This is a genomic window from Streptomyces sp. NPDC036813, assembly GCF_055609245.1.
On sequence record NZ_JBVJPV010000003.1, the window covers coordinates 250178 to 272004 of the forward strand.

The 21827-nt window shown below is 70.7% G+C and carries 20 protein-coding genes and 1 riboswitch; of the genes, 9 read left to right on the forward strand and 11 right to left on the reverse strand.

Features of this window, described 5'->3' with window-relative positions; translation table 11 throughout:
- Positions 1–200: 200 nt before the first annotated feature.
- Positions 201–1676: a sensor histidine kinase gene (locus ACZ67Q_RS08690; protein WP_471178252.1), complete on the reverse strand. Its 1476-nt coding sequence runs from the start codon at positions 1674–1676 to the stop codon at positions 201–203.
- Between the two features lie 415 nt (positions 1677–2091).
- Complete coding sequence (locus ACZ67Q_RS08695; protein ID WP_471178255.1) at positions 2092–2754, reverse strand: TetR/AcrR family transcriptional regulator; 663 nt, start codon at positions 2752–2754, stop codon at positions 2092–2094.
- A 95-nt stretch (positions 2755–2849) separates the two neighbouring features.
- On the opposite strand from ACZ67Q_RS08695, the gene ACZ67Q_RS08700 reads away from it, so the two are divergent.
- From ACZ67Q_RS08700 to ACZ67Q_RS08735, 8 genes are all read left to right on the forward strand, one after another.
- Positions 2850–3602, forward strand: coding sequence for an SDR family oxidoreductase (locus tag ACZ67Q_RS08700; protein ID WP_471178258.1), 753 nt, complete (start codon positions 2850–2852; stop codon positions 3600–3602).
- A gap of 193 nt (positions 3603–3795) precedes the next feature.
- Complete coding sequence (nagB, locus tag ACZ67Q_RS08705) at positions 3796–4581, forward strand: glucosamine-6-phosphate deaminase (protein WP_471178260.1); 786 nt, start codon at positions 3796–3798, stop codon at positions 4579–4581.
- Between the two features lie 409 nt (positions 4582–4990).
- Positions 4991–5749, forward strand: a complete 759-nt coding sequence (locus tag ACZ67Q_RS08710; protein WP_361631128.1) for a GntR family transcriptional regulator — start codon at positions 4991–4993, stop codon at positions 5747–5749.
- Between the two features lie 151 nt (positions 5750–5900).
- Positions 5901–6167: a DUF3311 domain-containing protein gene (locus ACZ67Q_RS08715; RefSeq protein WP_471178263.1), complete on the forward strand. Its 267-nt coding sequence runs from the start codon at positions 5901–5903 to the stop codon at positions 6165–6167.
- Positions 6164–7792, forward strand: a complete 1629-nt coding sequence (mctP, locus tag ACZ67Q_RS08720) for a monocarboxylate uptake permease MctP (RefSeq protein WP_471178266.1) — start codon at positions 6164–6166, stop codon at positions 7790–7792. The genes ACZ67Q_RS08715 and mctP overlap by 4 nt, the downstream gene beginning before the upstream one ends.
- A gap of 73 nt (positions 7793–7865) precedes the next feature.
- Positions 7866–8372 carry a GNAT family N-acetyltransferase gene (locus ACZ67Q_RS08725; protein ID WP_471178269.1) on the forward strand — a complete coding sequence of 169 codons (507 nt, stop codon included), beginning with the start codon at positions 7866–7868 and terminating at the stop codon, positions 8370–8372.
- Positions 8373–8424: 52 nt separating this feature from the next.
- A riboswitch (cobalamin riboswitch) is annotated at positions 8425–8549 on the forward strand.
- 123 nt (positions 8550–8672) lie between these two features.
- On the forward strand, positions 8673–11030 hold the full coding sequence (locus ACZ67Q_RS08730) for a ribonucleoside-diphosphate reductase subunit alpha (protein WP_471178272.1): 2358 nt from the start codon (positions 8673–8675) through the stop codon (positions 11028–11030).
- Positions 11030–12043: a ribonucleotide-diphosphate reductase subunit beta gene (locus ACZ67Q_RS08735; RefSeq protein WP_471178274.1), complete on the forward strand. Its 1014-nt coding sequence runs from the start codon at positions 11030–11032 to the stop codon at positions 12041–12043. The genes ACZ67Q_RS08730 and ACZ67Q_RS08735 overlap by 1 nt, the downstream gene beginning before the upstream one ends.
- Here the strand turns inward: ACZ67Q_RS08735 and ACZ67Q_RS08740 are convergent.
- Complete coding sequence (locus ACZ67Q_RS08740; protein WP_471178277.1) at positions 11956–12198, reverse strand: hypothetical protein; 243 nt, start codon at positions 12196–12198, stop codon at positions 11956–11958. The two genes, ACZ67Q_RS08735 and ACZ67Q_RS08740, sit on opposite strands and share 88 nt — an antisense overlap.
- 93 nt (positions 12199–12291) lie before the next feature.
- On the opposite strand from ACZ67Q_RS08740, the gene ACZ67Q_RS08745 reads away from it, so the two are divergent.
- Positions 12292–13257 carry a GlxA family transcriptional regulator gene (locus tag ACZ67Q_RS08745; protein WP_471178280.1) on the forward strand — a complete coding sequence of 322 codons (966 nt, stop codon included), beginning with the start codon at positions 12292–12294 and terminating at the stop codon, positions 13255–13257.
- A 4-nt stretch (positions 13258–13261) separates the two neighbouring features.
- On the opposite strand, the gene ACZ67Q_RS08750 is transcribed toward ACZ67Q_RS08745, so the two are convergent.
- The 8 genes from ACZ67Q_RS08750 to ACZ67Q_RS08785 form a co-directional block, all read right to left on the reverse strand.
- Positions 13262–14632, reverse strand: a complete 1371-nt coding sequence (locus ACZ67Q_RS08750; protein ID WP_471178283.1) for a bifunctional albaflavenone monooxygenase/terpene synthase — start codon at positions 14630–14632, stop codon at positions 13262–13264.
- Positions 14629–15726, reverse strand: coding sequence for an epi-isozizaene synthase (gene cyc1 / locus ACZ67Q_RS08755; RefSeq protein ID WP_471178285.1), 1098 nt, complete (start codon positions 15724–15726; stop codon positions 14629–14631). The genes ACZ67Q_RS08750 and cyc1 overlap by 4 nt, the downstream gene beginning before the upstream one ends.
- Before the next feature lie 279 nt (positions 15727–16005).
- Complete coding sequence (def, locus tag ACZ67Q_RS08760) at positions 16006–16656, reverse strand: peptide deformylase (protein ID WP_471178287.1); 651 nt, start codon at positions 16654–16656, stop codon at positions 16006–16008.
- A gap of 58 nt (positions 16657–16714) precedes the next feature.
- Complete coding sequence (locus ACZ67Q_RS08765) at positions 16715–17695, reverse strand: tetratricopeptide repeat protein (protein ID WP_471178935.1); 981 nt, start codon at positions 17693–17695, stop codon at positions 16715–16717.
- A 100-nt stretch (positions 17696–17795) separates the two neighbouring features.
- Positions 17796–19019 carry an HD-GYP domain-containing protein gene (locus ACZ67Q_RS08770; RefSeq protein ID WP_471178290.1) on the reverse strand — a complete coding sequence of 408 codons (1224 nt, stop codon included), beginning with the start codon at positions 19017–19019 and terminating at the stop codon, positions 17796–17798.
- Positions 19020–19224: 205 nt separating this feature from the next.
- Entirely contained in the window at positions 19225–20535 is a 1311-nt protein-coding gene (locus tag ACZ67Q_RS08775; RefSeq protein ID WP_471178292.1) for an HD-GYP domain-containing protein, read from the reverse strand.
- Positions 20536–20650: 115 nt separating this feature from the next.
- Entirely contained in the window at positions 20651–20953 is a 303-nt protein-coding gene (rsrA, locus tag ACZ67Q_RS08780) for a mycothiol system anti-sigma-R factor (RefSeq protein WP_361631161.1), read from the reverse strand.
- Entirely contained in the window at positions 20950–21645 is a 696-nt protein-coding gene (locus ACZ67Q_RS08785; RefSeq protein ID WP_361631164.1) for a sigma-70 family RNA polymerase sigma factor, read from the reverse strand. The genes rsrA and ACZ67Q_RS08785 overlap by 4 nt, the downstream gene beginning before the upstream one ends.
- Between the last annotated feature and the right edge of the window lie 182 nt (positions 21646–21827).

Below are 21827 nucleotides of genomic sequence, written 5' to 3' on the forward strand. Positions count from 1 at the left end.
GAAGAAGTCGAGCACTAGCCTCGGACCAATGGCGGTCCGGGGCTTTTTGCTGTCCGCCGGCCGTGGTGACATGGCCCTCAACTGGTGGGTGGCGCGGGCCACTTGTGCCCTATGACGAGGGCCACTCCTCTCCTATGACGAGGGCCACTCACTCTCTGTGACGTCCGCTGCTTCCGCGCCCGTACCGCGGCCGACCGGCCCTACTTCTGCGCCCGCACCGGGATGTCGAGGATCACCTGGGTGCCGCGCTCGGGCGCCGGGACCATGTCGAAGGTGCCGCCCAGCTCGCCCTCGACCAGGGTGCGGACGATCTGCAGCCCGAGATTTCCGGCGGTCCGTGGATCGAAGCCCTCAGGCAGGCCGACGCCGTCGTCCTGGACCGTGACCAGCAGGCGCGCCTCCTTCGTCGTGCCGCCCCGCACCGCCGAGACCTCGACCGTGCCGGTGTCGCCCTGATGGAAGCCGTGCTCCAGGGCGTTCTGCAGGACCTCGGTGAGCACCATCGACAGGGGCGTGGCGACTTCGGCGTCCAGAATGCCGAAGCGGCCGGTTCGCCGGCCGGTGACCTTGCCCGGGGAGATCTCCGCGACCATGGACAGCACGCGGTCGGCGATCTCGTCGAACTCGACCCGCTCGTCCAGGTTCTGGGACAGCGTCTCGTGCACGATGGCGATGGAGCCGACCCGGCGGACCGCCTCCTCCAGCGCCTCCCTGCCGCGATCGGAGTCGATGCGCCGGGCCTGCAGCCGCAGCAGGGCGGCTACCGTCTGGAGGTTGTTCTTCACCCGGTGGTGGATCTCCCGGATGGTGGCGTCCTTGGTGATCAACTCACGCTCGCGGCGCCGCAGTTCCGTCACGTCCCGCAGCAGCACCAGCGAACCGATGCGCGTGCCCTTCGGCTTGAGCGGGATCGCCCGGAACTGGATGACCCCGTCGCTGGCCTCGATCTCGAACTCCCGCGGGGCCCAGCCGCTGGCGACCTTGGCGAGCGCCTCGTCCACCGGTCCCCGGGTCGGGGCGAGTTCCGCGGTGGTCTGGCCCAGGTGCTGGCCGACGAGGTCGGAGGCGAGGCCGAGCCGGTGGTAGGCGGACAGTGCGTTCGGGGAGGCGTACTGGACGACGCCGTCCGCGTCGAGCCGGATCAGGCCGTCGCCGACGCGTGGCGAGGCGTCCATGTCCACCTGCTGGTCCGGGAAGGGGAAGGAGCCCGCCGCGATCATCTGCGCGAGGTCGGAGGCGCTCTGCAGATAGGTCAGCTCGAGCCGGCTCGGGGTGCGCACGGTGAGCAGGTTGGTGTTGCGGGCGATCACGCCGAGGACGCGGCCGTCCCGCCGTACGGGGATCGACTCGACCCGGACGGGGACCTCCTCGCGCCACTCCGGGTCGCCCTCGCGCACGATCCGGCCCTCGTCCAGTGCGGCGTCCAGCAGGGGCCGGCGGCCGCGCGGGACGAGGTGGCCGACCATGTCGTCCTGGTAGGAGGTGGGGCCGGTGTTGGGCCGCATCTGGGCGACCGAGACGTACCGCGTGCCGTCGCGGGTGGGGACCCAGAGAACCAGGTCGGCGAAGGAGAGGTCGGAGAGCAGCTGCCACTCCGACACCAGCAGATGCAGCCACTCGAGGTCGGAGTCGTCGAGGGCGGTGTGCTGGCGGACCAGTTCGTTCATGGAGGGCACGGGTGCGAGCGTACCTGGCGGTTTGTACGGCCCTGAAATGTACGGCGCCGACCTGGGGCCGCGAGACGGGCCGGCCGGCGACCGTGGGACGGAGGGGCCCGGAAACACCCGCGGGCCGCGGCGCCTGGGAGGGACCCTCAACCCTCCCGGCACCGCAGCCCGGAGCAATATCGGCCGTGGGGTGTGCGGTCCCGGTCGGCCGAAGGTGAGGAGCCGGGGCAGTCAGGGCAGAGAGCTCCGGTTCCTCGATCCGTCTTCCTGTGCGGGGAAGACGGAAGCTGTGATCGCTGCGCCCGGTCGTGCTCGCACCGTCCTGTCGCATTCTGGACTAGACCACTAGGCCTGTCCATGCGCCGGGACGAACCGCTCACGCAGCCCGTGTGAAGTTATTGCACCGCAGCCTAGCCCGCCCTGGTCAGCAACGGGGCCACACCGTCATGGCAAATTCCGCGAGCGCTTCCAGTTCCTCCCGGCTCGCCCCGTCCCGTGCCTGCTGCGACATTCCCTGGACGACGGCCCCGGCGTGCCGGGCGAGCACGGCGGCGTCGGTGTCCGCCGGCAGCTCCCCCGCCGCGACCGCCTCGCGGATGCGGCGCTCGAAGGCGGCGATCTGGGCGGTGCGCACCCCGCGCAGGAATTCTTCCACCTCGCGGCTCGTGCAGTTGGTCGCCGCATGGACGAACAGGCAGCCGTGCGGGTGCCCGGGGGCGGTGTACATGACGGCGGCCTCGCGCAGCACGCGCCGCACGGCCGATCGCGCGGTGGGTTCCTCGGCCAGGGCGCGCTCGCCGAAGGAGCCGTACGTGGCGCCGTACTGCCGGACCGCCTCCTCGAAGAGGGAGCGCTTGTCACCGAAGGCGGCGTACAGGCTCGGGGCGCCGATCCCCATGACACGGGTCAGGTCGGAGACGGAGGTCGCCTCGTAGCCGCGCTCCCAGAAGGCCATGACCGCCTTCTCCAGGGCGGTCTCGCGGTCGAAGCCGCGGGGGCGTCCGCGAGGACGGGGGGTGCGTGCCGCCGCCGCGCCGCCGTCCACGGTCGCCGTGTCCGTTCGCTGCTCACCCAGCTGGTCACCCATGAGGGGGATTTTATAGCGGGCACTAGAGAAAGGACACCGAACCGCTGTACGGTCTTTTTGTAGCGACCGCTAGTCAATTGCGAGGGGGCAGGGACATGGGCGTGCTCACGGGCAGGACCGCGCTGGTCACAGGGGCGAGCCGAGGGATCGGACGGGGCGTCGCCGAGCGGCTGGCGCGGGACGGGGCGCGGGTCGGGGTGCATTACGGCCGCAATGAGGCGGCGGCGAAGGAGACGGTGGCCGCGATCGAGGCAGCCGGCGGCAGGGCGTTCGCGATCGGCGCCGAGCTGGGCGCGCCCGGCGACGCCGAGGCCCTCTGGACGGCCTTCGACCGGCATGCGCAGGCAGTGGACATCCTGGTCAACAACGCGGGCGCGGCGTTCTTCGCGACCGTGGGCGAGACGGACGAGGAGTTGTTCGAGCGCACGCACGCGATCAACGCCAAGGCACCCTTCTTCATCATCAAGCACGGGCTGCACCGGCTGCGCGACCAGGGCCGCATCATCAACGTCACGGCGGCGACCCACCTCGGCATCCCCGGCATCGCCGCGACGCACATGGCCAAGGGCGCGGTCACCACGCTGACCAGATCCCTCGCGGTGGAGCTGGCACCGCGGGGCATCACCGTCAACTCGGTCGGGCCAGGGTTCGTCGAGACGGACCTGACGCATGCGGTGCTCTCCGACCCGGCGGTGCGCGGGCACGCGGAGGCCGTCTCCGTCTTCGGACGGGTCGGCACCGTGCCCGACGTGGCCGACATCGTGGCCTTCCTGGCGTCGCCCGACTCCCGCTGGATCACGGGCCAGCACTTGGACGCGACCGGCGGCACGCTGCTGAGCCTTCACTAGACGGGACGGGACGGGGCAGTGGCGGGCAGGGAGGGGTGCGGAGACCCTGGGAGAGGAGTGCCCGCCTCTGTTAGATTGGTCTAAACCACATTGCCCGATTCCGGGCACCGGGCCCCGGCGGGTCACCCAGCGCCTCCCGGTCCCGGCCACCCCGGTCCCTCCCCGAGTCCCCTCTTCGAAACGGCAGGCCAGCGTGGAAGTTGTCATCGTTCCGGACGCCGAGGCGGGCGGCGAGCTCATCGCCGAGGCCATGGCGCAGCTGCTGCGGCGCAAGCCCGACGCCCTGCTCGGCGTCGCCACGGGCTCGACCCCGCTGCCCATCTACCGGGCCCTGGAGGCGAAGGTGCGCTCCGGTGCCGTGGACACCGGCCGGGCGCGGGTCGCCCAGCTCGACGAGTACGTGGGGCTGCCCGCCGAGCACCCGGAGTCCTACCGCTCGGTGCTGCGCCGCGAGGTGCTGGAGCCGCTCGGCATCGGCATGGAACGGTTCCTCGGCCCGGACGGCACCGCGAAGGACGTGCAGGCGGCGTGCGAGGCGTACGACAGGGCGCTGCCCGAGGCCGGCGGAGTGGACCTCCAGCTCCTCGGGATCGGGACCGACGGACACATCGGCTTCAACGAGCCGTGCTCCTCGCTCGCCTCGCGGACGCGGATCAAGACGCTGACCGAGCAGACCCGGGTGGACAACGCCCGCTTCTTCGACGGCGACATCGACCAGGTGCCGCACCACGTGATCACGCAGGGCATCGGCACCATCCTGGAGGCCCGCCACCTGGTCCTGCTGGCCACGGGCGAGGGCAAGGCGGACGCGGTGGCCGCGACGGTCGAGGGCCCGGTCGCGGCGGTCTGCCCGGCCTCCGCGTTGCAGCTGCACCCGCACGCGACGGTGGTCGTGGACGAGGCGGCGGCGTCCAAGCTGAAGCTGGCGGACTACTTCCGGCACACGTATGCGAACAAGCCGGAGTGGCAGGGCATCTGACCCGCGGCGGGCCGGACACGGGACCGGACGAGCGCGTCGGGCCGGGCCTGGGTGCCGGCCGGGGCGTGGGTGCCGGGCCGGGCGAGCGCGTCCGGCCGGGCCTGCGCGCCGGGGCGGGCCTGGGTGCCGGGCCGGGGCCTGCGCGCCGGGCCGGGCCTGGGCGTCCGGCAGGGCATGGGTGCCGGGCGGGGCATGGGCGTCGGACGGGGATCGCACGCATGCCCGGTGGAACACTCGCGGGAGCGTCCTCGCTGGACTAGACCAGCGGGGGCGGCGACGGTATACAGAGGAGATCAGGGAGCGTGCGGAGGCGCCCACCGAGGTCACCCCGCACCAAGCCGTGCCACGATGTGAGCCCGCGGCCGATGGCGTGTCGGCCGCTTCGGCACCGGAGCCGGGAAGGCAGAGCATGAGCACCGACGTCAGCAGTGCGGAGAACGACAGTGGCGCCACCGTCCGTACCGCGCGCGTGCCCAAGTACTACCGCCTGAAGAAGCACCTGCTCGACATGACCGAGACGATGCCGCCCGGCACCCCCGTCCCGCCGGAGCGGACGCTCGCGGCGGAGTTCGACACCTCCCGCACCACCGTCCGCCAGGCGCTGCAGGAGCTGGTGGTCGAGGGCCGGCTGGAGCGCATTCAGGGCAAGGGCACGTTCGTCGCCAAGCCGAAGGTCTCGCAGGCGCTGCAGCTGACGTCGTACACCGAGGACATGCGCGCGCAGGGCCTGGAGCCCACCTCGCAGCTGCTCGACATCGGCTACATCACCGCCGACGACCGGCTCGCCGACCTGCTCGACATCACCGCCGGCGGCCGGGTGCTGCGCATCGAGCGGCTGCGCATGGCCAACGGCGAACCGATGGCCATAGAGACCACCCACCTCTCGGCCAAGCGTTTCCCGGCGCTGCGCCGCTCCCTGGTGAAGTACACGTCCCTCTACACCGCGCTCGCCGAGGTCTACGACGTCCACCTCGCCGAGGCCGAGGAGACCATCGAGACCTCGCTGGCCACCCCGCGCGAGGCCGGCCTGCTCGGTACCGACGTGGGCCTGCCGATGCTGATGCTCTCCCGCCACTCCTTCGACCGGCAGGGCGAGCCGGTGGAGTGGGTGCGGTCGGTCTACCGCGGGGACCGCTACAAGTTCGTGGCGCGCCTGAAGCGGCCGTAGGACGCTCCGTCACATCCCGCGGGAGTCGCGGTCGGATAACGGTCCAGACCGTCAACGCCCGTTATGCGGACGAGGGGTTCCGTTCCTGCTACACCTGACCTAGATTTCCTGCGCATTGCACAGGTGATCAGTGAGGGGACGGAACCGCGCGATGACGAATGCGCCAGATGTGTCCAGACCGGCGACGGTGACGCCCGTGCGCGTCGTCATCGCCCTCTGCCTGGTAGCGCCCTTCGTGGCGATGCTGTGGGTCGGAAGTTACGCGAAGGTGGACCCGGCGTTCATCGGGATCCCCTTCTTCTACTGGTACCAGATGCTGTGGGTGATCATCTCCACGGCGCTGACCGTGATCGCGTACCAGCTGTGGCGGCGTGACCAGCGCGCCCGTGCTTCCCGGAAGGGCGGTGCGGACAAGTGAAGGACGGCGTGAACGGCGTCGCACTCGGCGTCTTCATCTTCTTCTTCCTGCTCGTCACCGTGCTCGGCTTCCTGGCCGCGCGCTGGCGCAAGGCCGAGAACGAGCACAGCCTCGACGAATGGGGCCTGGGCGGACGGTCGTTCGGTACCTGGATCACCTGGTTCCTGCTCGGCGGCGACCTGTACACGGCGTACACGTTCGTCGCCGTGCCGGCGGCGATCTACGCGGCGGGCGCGTCCGGCTTCTTCGCGGTGCCGTACACGATCCTCGTCTACCCGCTGATCTTCACGTTCCTGCCCCGGCTGTGGTCGGTGTCGCACAAGCACGGGTACGTGACGACGTCGGACTTCGTGCGCGGCCGCTTCGGCTCCAAGGGGCTGTCGCTGGCGGTTGCGCTGACCGGCATCCTCGCGACGATGCCGTACATCGCGCTCCAGCTCGTCGGCATCCAGGCCGTGCTGGACGTGATGGGCGTCGGCGGCGGCGAGAACACCAACTGGTTCGTCAAGGACCTGCCGCTGCTGATCGCGTTCGGCGTGCTGGCGGCGTACACCTACTCGTCCGGTCTGCGGGCCCCCGCGCTGATCGCCTTCGTGAAGGACGCGCTGATCTACATCGTCATCGCGGTGGCGATCATCTACATCCCGATCAAGCTGGGCGGCTTCGACGACATCTTCGCCAAGGCGGGCCACGCGTTCAGCCAGGTCAACCCGGCCACCGGCAAGCCGCGCGGCGCGCTCGCCCCGGCGGAGGCCGGCCAGTGGACGTACGCGACGCTGGCGCTCGGCTCCGCGCTCGCGCTGTTCATGTACCCGCACTCGATCACCGCGACCCTGTCGTCCAGGAGCCGTGAGGTGATCCGGCGCAACACCACGATCCTGCCGCTGTACTCCCTGATGCTGGGCCTGCTCGCGCTGCTCGGCTTCATGGCGATCGCGGCCGGCGTCAAGGTGCAGAACGGCCAGCTGGCCATCCCGCAGCTGTTCGAGGACATGTTCCCGGACTGGTTCGCGGGCATCGCGTTCGCGGCGATCGGCATCGGCGCGCTGGTCCCGGCGGCCATCATGTCCATCGCGGCGGCGAACCTCTTCACGCGCAACATCTACAAGGACTTCATCAAGCAGGACGCCACGCCGAAGCAGGAGGCCCAGGTCTCCAAGATCGTCTCCCTGCTGGTGAAGGTGGGCGCGCTGGTCTTCGTCCTCACCATGGACAAGACGGTCGCGATCAACTTCCAGCTGCTGGGCGGCATCTGGATCCTGCAGACCTTCCCGGCCCTGGTCGGCGGCCTGTTCACGCGCTGGTTCCACCGCTGGGCACTGCTGGCGGGCTGGGCGGTCGGCATGGCCTACGGCACGCTGGCCGCGTACGGGGTGGCCTCGCCGACGCAGAAGCACTTCGGCGGCTCCGCGAAGGAGATCCCCGGCATCGGCGAGATCGGCTACATCGGCCTCACGGCGTTCGTGCTGAACGTCGCGGTGACCGTGGTCCTCACGCTCGTCCTGAAGGCCGTCAAGGCCCCCGAGGGCGTCGACGAGACCCGGCCGGAGGACTACACGGCGGACGCCGGCGACCCGGGCGTCCAGACCGAACTCCCCCCGGCCACGGCGGGCGCCGGTCACTGAGCAACCCACGCGCACGGGCCGCCGGAGAAAAACCGGCGGCCCGTCGTCGTACCCGTGGGGCACACTCACCGTCATGGACATCGTGATCCGGCCCGTCGCACCCCATGAACACGCCGCCCTCGGCGAGATCACAGCCCAGGCCTATCTCCAGGACGGGCTCCTGGACTTCGGCGAGAGCGACGAGTACCTCGGCGAGCTGCGCGACGTCGCCAAGCGTGCCGCCGCGGCCGAGGTGCTCGTCGCCACGGCCGACGACACCCTTCTCGGCGGCGTCACCTTCGTACCGGCCGGCGGCCCCATGGCCGACATCGCGCGTCCCGGCGAGGCCGAGATCCGCATGCTGGCCGTCGCCCGCGCGGCTCGCGGCCAAGGCGCCGGTGAGGCGCTGGTGCGGGCCTGCATCGACCGGGCCCGGGCCGTCGACGGCTGCGGAGCGATCGTTCTGTCGACCCAGCGGACCATGGTCACCGCCCACCGCCTCTACGAACGGCTGGGCTTCGTCCGTACGCCCGAGCGGGACTGGAACCCGCTCCCCGACCTCGACGACATCATGCTCCTCACCTACGAGTTGACGCTGTGAGATCAGCGCAACACAACATCTGGGGGTGACGCGACAGCCCGGCACTAGATGTATGCTCATGCTCGCTGTCGTCGCAGGGGAATCCGGTGCGAATCCGGAACTGTCCCGCAACGGTGTACATGCGTGCTTCGCGCACGCTGGTCCAGTCCGAGGACCTGCCGACAGTGCACCCGGCCACCCGGCCGGCGTGCCCTGACGTCCGGGCCTCGTGGAATGGGCCGGTGGACGCGACGCCGCGTGCGCTCGTGTGCTGCCCCCTGCCCTCGCCGAGGCCCCGTGCCGAGCGAGGGAGAGCCCCACGTGACCATCGCGCCAGCCGATCCGGCCTCAGCCACCGAGCGGGAGCAGGACGGTCCCGGTGCCGCGCTGCTGCGCACCCTGACCGAGCTGACCATCGACCTCCCCGACGCCGACCCCGGCCGGGTCGCCGCCGCCGCGCTGCGCGGCCGCTCGGCGCACGCCGACGAGGCGGAGCTGCGGGAGCTGGCCACGGAGGCCGCCGCCGGACTCATCTCCGAGGACCCCGCCTACTCCCGGCTGGCCGCCCGTCTGCTCACCCTCACCATCCGCGCACAGGCCGCCTCCCAGGGCGTCACGTCGTTCACGGAGTCGGTCACCGTGGGGCACCGCGAGGGGCTCATCGCGGACCGGACGGCGGCGTTCGTACGGCTGCACGCCGAGCGGCTCGACGCCCTCGTCGACACCCGCGCCGACGACCGCTTCGGCTACTTCGGCCTGCGCACCCTGCACAGCCGCTACCTCCTGCGGCACCCGATCACCCGCAAGGTGATCGAGACGCCCCAGCACTTCCTGCTGCGGGTGGCGAGCGGCCTCGCCGAGGACGACACCGTCCGTTCCGTGGACGAGGTCGCGGCGCTCTACGGGCTCATGAGCCGCCTCGACTACCTGCCCTCCTCCCCCACCCTCTTCAACTCCGGCACCCGGCACCCCCAGATGTCGTCCTGCTATCTCCTCGACTCCCCGCTGGACGAGCTGGACTCCATCTACGACCGCTACCACCAGGTCGCGCGGCTCTCCAAGCACGCCGGCGGCATCGGGCTGTCGTACTCCCGCATCCGCAGCCGCGGTTCGCTGATCCGCGGCACCAACGGGCACTCCAACGGCATCGTGCCGTTCCTGAAGACGCTGGACGCCTCGGTCGCCGCGGTGAACCAGGGCGGGCGGCGCAAGGGCGCGGCCGCGGTGTACCTGGAGACCTGGCACTCCGACATCGAGGAGTTCCTGGAGCTGCGGGACAACACCGGTGAGGACGCCCGCCGTACGCACAACCTGAACCTCGCGCACTGGATCCCGGACGAGTTCATGCGCCGGGTCAACGCGGACGCGCAGTGGTCGCTGTTCTCGCCGGCCGACGTGCCGGAGCTGGTCGACCTGTGGGGCGAGGAGTTCGACGCCGCGTACCGCAAGGCGGAGGACGCGGGGCTGGCGAAGAAGACGCTTCCGGCCCGCGAGCTGTACGGCCGCATGATGCGCACCCTCGCGCAGACCGGCAACGGATGGATGACCTTCAAGGACGCAGCCAACCGCACCGCCAACCAGACGGCCCTGCCGGGCCACGTGGTCCACTCCTCCAACCTCTGCACGGAGATCCTTGAGGTCACCGACGACGGTGAGACGGCCGTCTGCAACCTCGGCTCGGTCAACCTCGGCGCGTTCGTGGCCGACGGGGACATCGACTGGGAGCGGCTGGACGCCACCGTCCGCACGGCCGTCACCTTCCTCGACCGCGTCGTCGACATCAACTTCTACCCGACCGAGCAAGCGGGCCGCTCCAACGCCAAGTGGCGCCCGGTCGGCCTGGGCGCGATGGGACTGCAGGACGTCTTCTTCAAGCTGCGGCTGCCGTTCGACTCCCCCGAGGCCATGGCCCTGTCCACCCGGATCGCCGAGCGCGTCATGCTCGCCGCGTACGAGGCCTCCGCCGACCTCGCCGAGCGCAACGGCCCGCTGCCGGCCTGGGAGAAGACCCGCACCGCGCGCGGCGTGCTGCACCCCGACCACTACGACGTGGAACTGACCTGGCCGGAGCGCTGGGAGGCACTGCGCCGCCGTATCGCCGAAACCGGCATGCGCAACTCCCTGCTCCTCGCCATCGCGCCGACCGCCACCATCGCCTCCATCGCGGGCGTGTACGAGTGCATCGAGCCGCAGGTGTCGAACCTGTTCAAGCGCGAGACGCTGTCCGGCGAGTTCCTCCAGGTGAACTCCTATCTGGTCGCCGAACTGAAGCAGCTCGGCGTGTGGGACGCCCGCACCCGTGAGGCGCTGCGCGAGTCGAGCGGCTCGGTGCAGGACTTCGCCTGGATCCCCGAGGACGTACGGCGGCTGTACCGCACGGCGTGGGAGATCCCGCAGCGCGGCCTGATCGACATGGCGGCGGCCCGGACCCCGTTCCTGGACCAGGCGCAGTCGCTCAACCTGTTCCTGGAGACGCCGACGATCGGCAAGCTCTCCTCGATGTACGCCTACGCCTGGAAGTCCGGGCTGAAGACGACGTACTACCTGCGTTCGCGCCCGGCGACGCGCATCGCCCGCGCCGCCCAGGCGCAGGCCACCGTCCCCGTCCAGCAGGCGCCCTCCGAAGAGGCGATCGCCTGCTCCCTGGAAAACCCCGAGTCCTGCGAGGCCTGCCAGTAATGACCACCCGTAACACGAATCTCCTCGACCCGGGCTTCGAACTGACCTTGCGCCCCATGCGCTACCCGGACTTCTACGAGCGTTACCGGGACGCCATCAAGAACACCTGGACCGTGGAGGAGGTCGACCTCCACTCGGACGTCGCCGACCTCGCGAAGCTGACTCCGGCGGAGCAGCACCTCATCGGCCGTCTGGTGGCGTTCTTCGCGACGGGCGACTCGATCGTCGCGAACAACCTGGTGCTGACGCTCTACAAGCACATCAACTCGCCCGAGGCGCGCCTGTACCTGTCGCGGCAGCTCTTCGAGGAGGCCGTGCACGTCCAGTTCTATCTGACGCTGCTGGACACGTACCTGCCCGACCCGGAGGACCGCGCGGCCGCCTTCGACGCGGTGGAGAACATCCCGTCCATCCGGGAGAAGGCCGGCTTCTGCTTCAAGTGGATCAACGAGGTCGAGAAGCTGGAGCGCCTCGAGTCCAAGGCCGACCGGCGCCGCTTCCTGCTGAACCTCATCTGCTTCGCGGCGTGCATCGAGGGCCTGTTCTTCTACGGCGCCTTCGCGTACGTGTACTGGTTCCGCAGCCGGGGCCTGCTGCACGGTCTCGCCACCGGCACCAACTGGGTGTTCCGTGACGAGACCATGCACATGTCGTTCGCCTTCGACGTGGTCGACACCGTCCGCAAGGAGGAGCCGGACCTCTTCGACGAGGAGCTCGGGCAGCAGGTCACCGACATGCTCGAGGAGGCCGTCGAGGCCGAGCTGCAGTTCGCGCGCGACCTGTGCGGCGACGGCCTGCCGGGCATGAACACCGACTCGATGCGGCAGTACCTGGAGTGTGTCGCCGACCAGCGGCTCACCCGGCTCGGCTTCGCCCCCGTGTACGGCTCGGAGAACCCCTTCTCCTTCATGGAGCTGCAGGGCGTTCAGGAGCTGACCAACTTCTTCGAGCGGCGCCCGTCTGCGTACCAGGTCGCGGTGGAGGGCACCGTCGACCTGGACGAGGACTTCTGAGGCGTGGTCTCTCCCCTGGTCTCCTGGGCCTCCTTGATCTGCCGGTCCATCCGCCGCTCGCGCACGGTGCCGAGCAGGGACGGCAGGATCAGGAGGACCAGGATCCCCAGGGTGAAGAGCATTCCGATGAGACCTTCGATCTGGTTTCCGTTCATGGACACCACTCTCGCGCGGGACACTCCTTACCGTGAGTGGCAGGACTGCCGTAGAGCCTCGAATTACTGCCATCGGCGAGGCACACTGGCAGCATGCTGAAGAACGTGGCGGCCGTCCTGCTCGACGGCGTGCATCCCTTCGAACTGGGGGTCGTGTGCGAGGTCTTCGGTCTCGACCGGAGCGACGACGGACTGCCGATGTACGACTTCGCGGTCGTCTCCGCCGAGGGCCCGGCGCTGGGCACGCATGTCGGCGGGCTGACCGTGTCCACGCCGTACGGCCTGGACCGGCTGGCGGAGGCCGATCTGATCGTCGTCCCGGCGGGCGACGACTACACGCACCGCATCTATCCGCCGGCACTGCTGGATGCCCTGGTGCGTGCGGCGGAGCGCGGGTCGCGAGTGCTGAGCGTGTGCTCCGGCGTGTTCGTGCTGGGCGCCGCCGGGCTGCTGCACGGGCGGCGCTGCGCGGTGCACTGGCACCACGCCGAGGAGCTGCGGCGGCAGTACCCGCGGGCGGTCGTCGAGCCGGACGTGCTCTACGTCGACGAGGATCCGGTGATCACCTCGGCGGGCACCGCCGCCGGCATCGACGCCTGTCTGCACCTGGTGCGCAAGGAGCAGGGACCGGAGGTCGCCAACAAGATCGCCCGGCGCATGGTCGTGCCGCCGCACCGGGACGGCGGGCAGGCGCAGTACATCGAACGCCCCCTGCCGAAGGACTCCTGCGACACCGTCGGCGAGGTGCTGGCGTGGATGGAGCAGCACCTCGATCAGGAGGTGACCGTCGAACAGCTCGCCGCGCGGGCCCACATGGCGCCGCGCACCTTCGCCCGGCGCTTCCAGCAGGAGACCGGCACGACGCCGTACCGGTGGATCCTTCGCCAGCGGGTGCTGCTGGCGCAGCGGCTGCTGGAGGCGACGGACGAGACGATGGACGCGATCGCCTGGCGTACCGGGTTCGGGACGGCGGCGGCGCTGCGGCACCAGTTCACGCGGGCGTTGGGCACCACGCCGAACGCCTACCGCCGTACCTTCCGCGGCCCGCAGGCCGCCTGAGCGCTCAGCGCGGTACCGCCCGTACCAGCAGCCGGTGCGGGCGCAGGGTGATGCCGACCCGGACGGCGTCGTTCGAGCCGGGCACCTGCTCGAAGCGGTACCGCGCGGCGAGCGCGGCGGTGACGAGGGTCAGCTGCGCCATCGAGAAGTGGTCGCTGGGGCACTTGCGGTTGCCGGTGCTGAACGGGCTCATGGCGTGTTTGGGCACGTCCTTGGCCCGCTCCGGAAGCCATCGGTCCGGGTCGAACTCCAGGTTGCGGGCGTACGACTTCGGATCGCGCTGGATCGCGTACGGGCTGTAGATGATGTCGGACCCGGCCGGAATGCGATAGCCACCGAGTTCGGTGTCGACGACCGCCCGCCGGGTCAATATCCATACCGCCGGCCGCAAACGCATGGCCTCGATGACGACATTGTTGGTGTGCCGCAGCGTGCGCACGTCCTCGAATGCGACGGGTCGTCCGCCGGTGACGGATTCGACTTCGTCATGGACCTTGTCGGCGTGTTCGGGGTGCTCGGCAAGTGCCTGAAGCAACCACATGATGGTGGATGCCACTGTTTCACTGCCGGGGGTGAGGATGGCGACGACCTGGTCGTGGATCTCCTGCTCCCCGATGGGGTCGCCGTTTTCGTCCTTCGCGTCCAGCAATGCCGTCAGCAAATCGTCCGGCTTTTGACCAGATGCGCGTCGCTCGGCGATGATCTCGTCGACGAGGAGATGCAAATCGGCCAGCGCCCGATTGAATTCCCGGTTCCCCGGCGTCGGCAGCCGGTACAGCGGTCCGAGCGGGACCACCATCCGCCGGTACATGCCGCGGAAGACGACCGCGAGGGCGGTGCACAGCCGCTCGGCGCGCTCGTCCATGTAGTCGCCGCGCAGCAGGCAGCGGGCGGCGATGCGCACCGCGACGCGGAACGACTCGCCGGTGCAGTCGATCGTCCCGGCATCCCGCCATCGCTCGACGAGTGCATGCGCCTCCTCCTCCATGATCGGCCCGTAGGCGGGGATCGCGTCGAGCCGGAACGCGGGCTGGATGGTGCGCCGCTGCCGGCGGTGCAGGGGGCCGTTGGCAGTGGCCACGCCCTCCTTGCCGAGCAGGCCTTCCAGGGACTCCCACAGCGGACCGGCGATGTGGTAGTCGGGGCTGAGCGCGACGGCGCCGGTCAGTTCCGGGGTGGTGACGGCGTACAGCGTCTTGGGGCCGAGCCTGAGACGGACGACGTCGCCGTGGTCGCGCAGGGCGGACATGAACCGCAGCGGGTCACGGGCCAGCTTCCAGCCGTGGCCGAGGACGGGCACAGCGCCGCCCGCGATCGGCGGGTCGCGCAGCTCCGGGGTCGTGGACACCGAGGGCTTCACCGACTCGACGGTCATTTCTCACCTGCCGCTTCGTTGTTGACGTACGGGGGCGTGGACCGGTCGTCCCAGCTGTCGACCATGTACCGGCCGGACTCGTGGTGGAACCAGTAGACGGAACTGAACCAGTTCCGCATGTTCCCGACGCAGGCCCGTACGGCGGCGCTCAGTTCTTTTCCGCGCACTGTGCCGTCATCGAGTCCGTCGGCGAACCGTAAAGCGTCCTGTTCCGCGTCGAGGAATTCCGTGATGCATTCCTCCACGCGCCGCCGGACTTCGCGTACCGCTTCTTCCAGAGTCAGCCCCTCATGGGCGATGAGACTGATTCCGAGATTGTGCACCTCGTCGCCCGCTATTTCCTTCGGCAGCGAGCACAGGTCGTTGTACCAGGCGGCGAATTCCTGACTCAGCAGGGCCGGGCGGGAAAATGCCGGGTTCTTTCGTACGGCGTCGGGGAGTTCGCAGCCGGCGCTCGGTTCGAGCAGGTCGGTCCAGATCCGGTGCGCGAAGGTGAGCCGGCGCAGGGCCAGATACTCCGCGACCGTCGGCACGATGCCCTCGGTGCGGTTGCGGAACTCGCGGTCGTAGGCCTCGATCACCGCATGGAAGTGCCGGGTGAAGCGGGCGTTCCAGCCGCCCGGGAGGAACGAGAACAGCCGTCCCACGCTGTCCGCCAGCCCCGCGACCAGCGGGTCCTCATGGTCGAGATGGTCCTGGGGCGCGTCCAGCGCGGTGTGCAGCCGGTTCTTCAGACGGCGCCAGGCGACCGGCCTGCGGTGCACGATGTCGCGGTCGTGACGGTCGTCCCAGACGAAGAACCAGGCGCTGTAGTCGGCGATGGCCTGGAGCACCTCGTCGGGGGCGCCCAGGTAGTACCCCGCCATGAGGTCGGTGTAGCACAGGCCGTCGGCATATTCCTCGACCTTGTCCGCCGACATGAGCCGCTTTTCCAGCAACCAGGTTCGGGTCTTCTCCTGGAGCTTCGGCCAATACGGGTGCAGCCGCCGGGGAAACGCCGCCTCGATCACCGGAAGAGTAAGCGACGGTGGTACTGCCACCGCCTTCGACGCCGCACCGACGCCGCGTGTGGTGCTGTATGGGAGAGCGTGCACGAAGTACCCCTCTCAGCCGCCGTTCGCGCACACCCCTCCTGTCGTACCGGGCGTGCGCCGTCGCGTATCCCCGCACTCTCCATTCAGCACCACAACTGACCGTTCTGGGAACGGATTTGCTTCATTCACTACCCCAACGTGCCGAGAATCTCCCCCTATGTGACTGCTTATCGATCAAGAGATGTGCGCAGGGGATCGAACGTGCGACGGACAGACGAACGGCGTCCGCTCGGGCGGTGAGGCCCGAACGGACGCCGTTCCTGGGGTCGGTGTGCCGCGTCAGTCGTTGGCGACGACGGGGTAGCGCGGCTCGTTCTCGGCCATCTGCCGCAGCACGTCCTTGCGTTCACGCTTGGAGAGCCGGTCGATGTACAGGTAGCCGTAGAGGTGGTCGGTCTCGTGCTGCAAACAGCGCGCGAAGTAGCCGGTACCGCGCACCTTGACCGGGTTGCCCTGCTCGTCCTGCCCGGTGACCTCGGCGTAGTCGGGGCGCGCGAGCGGCGCGTACGCCGTCGGCACGGACAGGCAGCCCTCGTTGCTGTCGTCCAGGATGCGCCGGTCGGCCGGCAGCTCGACCAGCTTGGGGTTGCAGACCACGCCGACGTGCCGCACGCCGTTGTCGTCCTGGCAGTCGTAGACGAAGACCTTCAGGTCGACGCCGATCTGGTTGGCGGCCAGGCCCACGCCCTCGGCGGTGCGCTGCGAGGCGAACATGTCCGCGACCAGCTGCTGGAGCTCGTCGCCGAAGTCGGTGACGTCCTTGCACTCCTTGTGCAGGACCGGGTTGCCGACGACCGTGATCGGCCGCGAGGTGCCGCGCTCACGCCAGGCGGTCTCGCGCTCCTCGCAGTCCTCCGTGTCCACGACGAAACCCTCGTCGTCGACGGGGAGCACGCCCACGTGCTGCTGATCGGTGTCCTGCTGCGCCATGACCGACGTAAGCCTTCCTGAACAAAACAAAGGGATGCTGATACAGGGTACGGCGGGTCTAACAGACCTCTTCCAGATCCCGCCAGTCGCGCGAGTCCGGGCTGTCCGCGACCCAGCCGTCCAGCAGCCCCCGGACCAGCGAGGCCGGGGCGGCGACGCCGCACTCACGCTCAGGCACCCACAGCTGGCCGTCCGTGCGGTGGCCGAGCGGGCCGGGATGACCGGGCTCGCTGTGGTCGTGGGGGTCGAGATGCACACCGTCCCCCTCGTCCGACGGCATCCGCGACTCCGAGCACATCCGGCACAGCAGCCGCACCGACGACGACCAGTCCTCCGCGGCGAACCCGGCGTCCGCGGCCAGCTGCTCCAGCGCGTCCCGGTCGGCCTCGGTGGCCGCCTCGATCAGGACAACCCACGTCGGCACGGGCGAGGGCGCCCACAGCTCGATCTCGTCGAACACCGGGAAGGCATGCCCGGTGGAGGTGGTCCGCTCGCCGTGCGGGACCCCGTCGTGCAGCACGACCTCGCCCCAGCGCCGCCCGGACGACGGCAGCGGAATGGACAGCACCTCGATCCGGGCCGGGTCGAGCCGCCGGCCCCACACCACCTCGGCCTCGCCCTCCGGGGAGAGCCGTACGGCCGCGCTGCCCAGGTCCATGCCGACGGGCTCGCCGGCGGCGGTGGCGCCCCCGGGCACATGCAGCCCGTACGCCTGCCAGGCCCGGCGGGCCAGCGGCCAGTCCTGCAGCGCGGTGGCGGCGATGCCGACGTTCCACCAGTCGGGCGCGCCGGTCTCCTTCTCCAGCAGGGCCACGGCCCGCAGACCCGCGGCCCGGGCCTGCTCCCAGTCGTGCCGGAACTTGTGCAGCAGGGCGAGGTTGAACCAGGACTCGGCCAGCCAGGGCTCCAGATCCGCCGCGCGTGTCAGCAGCGCTCCCGCGTCCTCGTACCGGCCGTCACCGATCAGCGTGAACGCGCGGTCCGTGGCCTGCCGCCAGGAGGCGGAGGGCCGGTGCCGTCCCTTGCCGAAGATCCTCACGATTCCCGCCTGCCAGTTCCAGTTCCGGAAAGTGGGCTGGCTCACGCCCCCGGACACCCTCTCCCTCGCATCCAACCACGTACGCCGGGAGGGCCGCTCATTACCCATGGGTTACCCAGCTCGGGGCCGGGTCAGACTGTTGCCGGGACAACACCCGGGCCAGCGCTTCCACCACCTCCGGCGCGTAGTCGCCGGCCGTCCCGAGGCGCAGTTCCTCCAGGGCGGCCAGCGCCCCGCCCGCTCCGGTACCCCGCGCCTTCTCCTCGTAGGCGTTGACCGCCCGCACGATCCGCGCGGCGAGCGGCTGCTCGCGGCAGGGGTCGGCCTGCCGCTCCACGACCGTGGCGACCTGCCGGCTCACCCCGGTCTGCCGTACGACGGCCCCGCCGAGCAGCGCGATCCGCCGCTGCTGCTCCGCCGGGAGATGGGCGGTGGCCCCTTCCGGGACCGGGTCGAGCAGGCTCAGCTGCCCGATGTCGTGCATGAGCGCCGCGTACTCCAGCACCGTCAGCTCCGGCTCGCTCAGCCCGAGGTCGCGCCCGACCGCGTGGCTGAGCGCTGCGACACGGCGGGCGTGCCCGGCGGGCGTGTACCCGGCGATCTCGGTGGCCCGGGCCAGGGAGGCGATGGTCTGCCGGTAGGTGGCGCGCACGGCCGCGTACCGGCGGAAGGCCAGCTGGGTCAGCAGCAGCGGCAGACAGAACACCGGCAGCGCCCACAGGCCCGCGACGGCCACCGCCAGGGCCATCACCGCCCCGGTGGCGCACACCGCCGAGCCGACGCCGGGCAGCGCGCGCAGCTGGTCGCGCAGCAGCGGCCCGAACGGCCAGCGGGTGCGCGCGTGGGCCAGTGCGGCGGCGAGCACCGCGTCGCACAGGGCGGTCAGCGCGAGGAGGGCGACCAGCAGCAGCGCATAGGCGGGGCCGATCCAGGCATCGAAGACGCCCCGGTTGAACAGCGGCTGGAAACAGGCGGCGGCGAAGCCTGCGGTCAGCGTGCGCCGGGCCAGGTCGTCGAGGGTCGGCCCGCGTCCGCGCGCGATGTGCGGCACCGCGCCCAGCAGGGCGGCCGCGCAGACGACGGCGACGACCTGGGCCACCCCGTGCCCGGTCGGCCGCCCGGCGCACTGCCCGAGCAGGGCGTACGACAGCGCCCCGGCGGCGCCGAGCGGGGCGGGCTCCCGAAGATGCCGGCCGCTCCAGCGGGTGAGTTCACCGACGGCGACGAGAGCGCCGAAGGCGAGCGCGATGGGCCGGTCGGTGAGACCGGCGCGCAGGGTGCCGACGAGACAGACGAGCGCCAGCACCGCGGCACCGGTGTGCACACACAGCAAGGTCGCCGAAGCCGGCCGCCCGCTCACCGGCGGGTTCCCGACCGGCAGCCCGTCCGGGCCACCGCCGCGCACCGGCCCCCGTCTCCGCCGCAGCCGCAGCCGACGCCGACGCCGCTGTCGACGCCGCAGCCGCTGCCGATGCCGCAGCCGGGGCTGGGGCCGGGGCCGGCGTCCGGGCCGTACGGGCCGGGCCCCCTCACCGATGCACCCCTCGGCTCGACGCGGAGCGCGGGACGGGCAGCGTGCCCGCGGCGGGGCTCTCCTCGGCCGTGACCGTCGGGTGCCAGCCCTGGCGGGCCACCGCCCTGACCAGGGCCTCGACCATCTGCGGGTCGAAGTGGGTCCCCGCGCAGCGCCGCAGCTCCGTCAGCGCCGCCGGGACCGGGCGGGCCCTGCTGTAGGAGCGGGTGGACGTCATCGCGTCGAAGGCGTCGGCGACGGCCACCACACGGGCGGGCTCGGGGATCTGGCCGCCGCTGAGGCCGTAGGGATAGCCGCTGCCGTCGATGCGTTCGTGGTGGTGCAGGACGGCCGAGCGGGCCTCGCCGAGGAAGGAGATGCCGCGCACGATGTCATGGCCGTACTCGGGGTGCAGTTCGATGATCCGGCGTTCCTCGGAGGTGAGCGGGCCGTCCTTGCGCAGCAGGCGGGTGGGGACGCCGAGCTTGCCGACGTCGTGCAGGATCCCGGCGAAACGCAGGACCTCCACGCGTTCGTCGCTCATGCCCAGCTCGCGGGCGATCATCATCGAGGCCTGGCCGACGCGCTCGCTGTGGCCGCGGGTGTAGCCGTCCTTGATGTCCACGGCCTGCACCAGCGCGCGGATCGTGGCCTGGTGGGCGGCGCGCTGCCGGTGGTACTGCGCGAAGACCCACCACGACACACCCATCGGCAGCAGGACGAGGAGGGCGGCGACGGGGCCGTAGGGGCTGTGCCAGAGCACGGCCATCATCAGCCCGGCCAGCCCGTGCACGGCGAGCGGGCCGAGGGAGCGCAGGAACAAGCCGTGCCAGGCGCGGCGCAGCGGCCTGCGTTCGGCGAGGGCGCGGATGCCCCCGTCGAGCAGGACGAGGACCAGGCAGAAGGCGAGCACGGCGGCGCCGGCGGGCAGCAGCACGTACGGGAAGTGGCAGGCGGCGACGGCGTCGCGGCCGCCGAGCGCGCCGTGCACCCGGGCCGCCGCCCACGCGCCGACGGCGAGCTGGGCGGCGCGCCAGACCCGGCGCAGCACAACGGGGCGCTGCTCGACCGGTGCGAGCAGAGCGCCCGGCAGTGGCACGAGCGCCGCTGCGGGCGCCGGCAGCAGGAGGGCCCCGGCGAGCAGGACCGGGTAGAACGTTCCGGCGAAGCGTCGGCGGGCGACACGCTCACCGACGGCGTACACCGCCGCGAGCGGGACGACCGCCGGCCAGGGCACCGTCAGGGACGGCACGGGAAGCAGGCAGAGCAGCGCGCAGCACACGACACCGGCCACGTACACACGCGCCCGTGCCGGAACCGTCTCCATGAAGGACCTCCCCCCGACCGTGCCTGCTGCCAGGCTTGGGAGCCTAGGGCGGCGTCAGGGGGCTCCGCGGGCGTATGACCCGCGGATTAGCACATTCGGGTGACGGCAGGGCGGGTCAGGACTCCTGCGGGGTGGCCGTGACGTCGTGCTCGGGCACGGCCTGCCCGGAGCGGATCAGATCGAGCCGGCCCAGGACCTTGGCACGCAGGTCGGTCGGCACGTCGTCATGGCCGCAGCACCGCTTGACCAGCTTCTTCACGGCCTGCTCCAGGCCGTACTTCTCCAGGCACGGCGAGCACTCCTTGAAGTGCTGCTTGAACTTGTCGCGATCGACGTCCGGCATCTCACTGTCGAGGAACTCGTACAGGTGGTCGAGGACCTCACTGCAGTCCGTCTCGTGCGGCTCTCCGCAGCTCATGAGCCCGAGCCTTTCGCTTCGTTCGACTCTCCGGCGCCGGCCGGGACCAGTCCGCGCTCGCGGGCGTAGTCCTCGAGCATGCCACGCAGTTGACGGCGGCCCCGGTGCAGCCGGGACATCACCGTACCGATGGGTGTCCCCATGATGTCCGCGATCTCCTTGTACGCAAAGCCCTCTACGTCCGCGAGGTAGACGGCGATGCGGAACTCCTCGGGGATCGCCTGCAACGCTTCCTTGACGTCCGAGTCGGGCAGGTGGTCGAGCGCCTGCGACTCCGCGGAGCGCAGACCCGTCGACATGTGCGACTCGGCACGCGCGAGCTGCCAGTCCTCGATCTCCTCCGCGGCGGAGCGCTGGGGCTCACGCTGCTTCTTGCGGTAGGAGTTGATGAAGGTGTTGGTGAGGATCCGGTACAGCCACGCCTTGAGGTTGGTGCCCTCGCGGAACTGGTGGAAGGACGCGTACGCCTTGGCGTAGGTCTCCTGCACCAGGTCCTCGGCGTCGGCCGGATTGCGCGTCATGCGCAGCGCGGCCGAATACATCTGGTCGAGGAATTCGAGGGCGTCACGCTCGAAGCGCGCGGTGCGCTCCGCGGTCGTCTCCGTGCTCGCGTCCGCGCCGGCGCCCTGGCCCTCGGGCAGCCCCGTCTGGCCGTTGTCGGTCCCTGCGTCGGTACCGGGAACCGGACCCACCTCCTCAAACGTCGTCGGGCGGCCGAAACCGGTCCCACCCGAATCGGAGGATAGACGACGACCCGTGCCTGCCGCCGCTCGAATAGGAGCGGTCTTGGCCGCGTGCAGCACCGTCCAGTCCAGGTCGGCACGGAGCTCACGGCTCGGGCATGCGGTCGAACCCATGCGGCGGACTTCCTCTC

What these genes read in the sequence shown, in the direction of transcription:
- ACZ67Q_RS08695 (WP_471178255.1), bottom strand. Translation starts at nt 2,754, where the DNA reads ATGGGTGACCAGCTGGGTGAGCAGCGAACGGACACGGCGACCGTGGAC.
- ACZ67Q_RS08700 (WP_471178258.1), top strand. Translation starts at nt 2,850, where the DNA reads ATGGGCGTGCTCACGGGCAGGACCGCGCTGGTCACAGGGGCGAGCCGA.
- ACZ67Q_RS08710 (WP_361631128.1), top strand. Translation starts at nt 4,991, where the DNA reads ATGAGCACCGACGTCAGCAGTGCGGAGAACGACAGTGGCGCCACCGTC.
- ACZ67Q_RS08715 (WP_471178263.1), top strand. Translation starts at nt 5,901, where the DNA reads ATGACGAATGCGCCAGATGTGTCCAGACCGGCGACGGTGACGCCCGTG.
- ACZ67Q_RS08725 (WP_471178269.1), top strand. Translation starts at nt 7,866, where the DNA reads ATGGACATCGTGATCCGGCCCGTCGCACCCCATGAACACGCCGCCCTC.
- ACZ67Q_RS08735 (WP_471178274.1), top strand. Translation starts at nt 11,030, where the DNA reads ATGACCACCCGTAACACGAATCTCCTCGACCCGGGCTTCGAACTGACC.
- ACZ67Q_RS08740 (WP_471178277.1), bottom strand. Translation starts at nt 12,198, where the DNA reads ATGAACGGAAACCAGATCGAAGGTCTCATCGGAATGCTCTTCACCCTG.
- ACZ67Q_RS08745 (WP_471178280.1), top strand. Translation starts at nt 12,292, where the DNA reads ATGCTGAAGAACGTGGCGGCCGTCCTGCTCGACGGCGTGCATCCCTTC.
- ACZ67Q_RS08750 (WP_471178283.1), bottom strand. Translation starts at nt 14,632, where the DNA reads ATGACCGTCGAGTCGGTGAAGCCCTCGGTGTCCACGACCCCGGAGCTG.
- def (WP_471178287.1), bottom strand. Translation starts at nt 16,656, where the DNA reads ATGGCGCAGCAGGACACCGATCAGCAGCACGTGGGCGTGCTCCCCGTC.
- ACZ67Q_RS08775 (WP_471178292.1), bottom strand. Translation starts at nt 20,535, where the DNA reads ATGGAGACGGTTCCGGCACGGGCGCGTGTGTACGTGGCCGGTGTCGTG.
- rsrA (WP_361631161.1), bottom strand. Translation starts at nt 20,953, where the DNA reads ATGAGCTGCGGAGAGCCGCACGAGACGGACTGCAGTGAGGTCCTCGAC.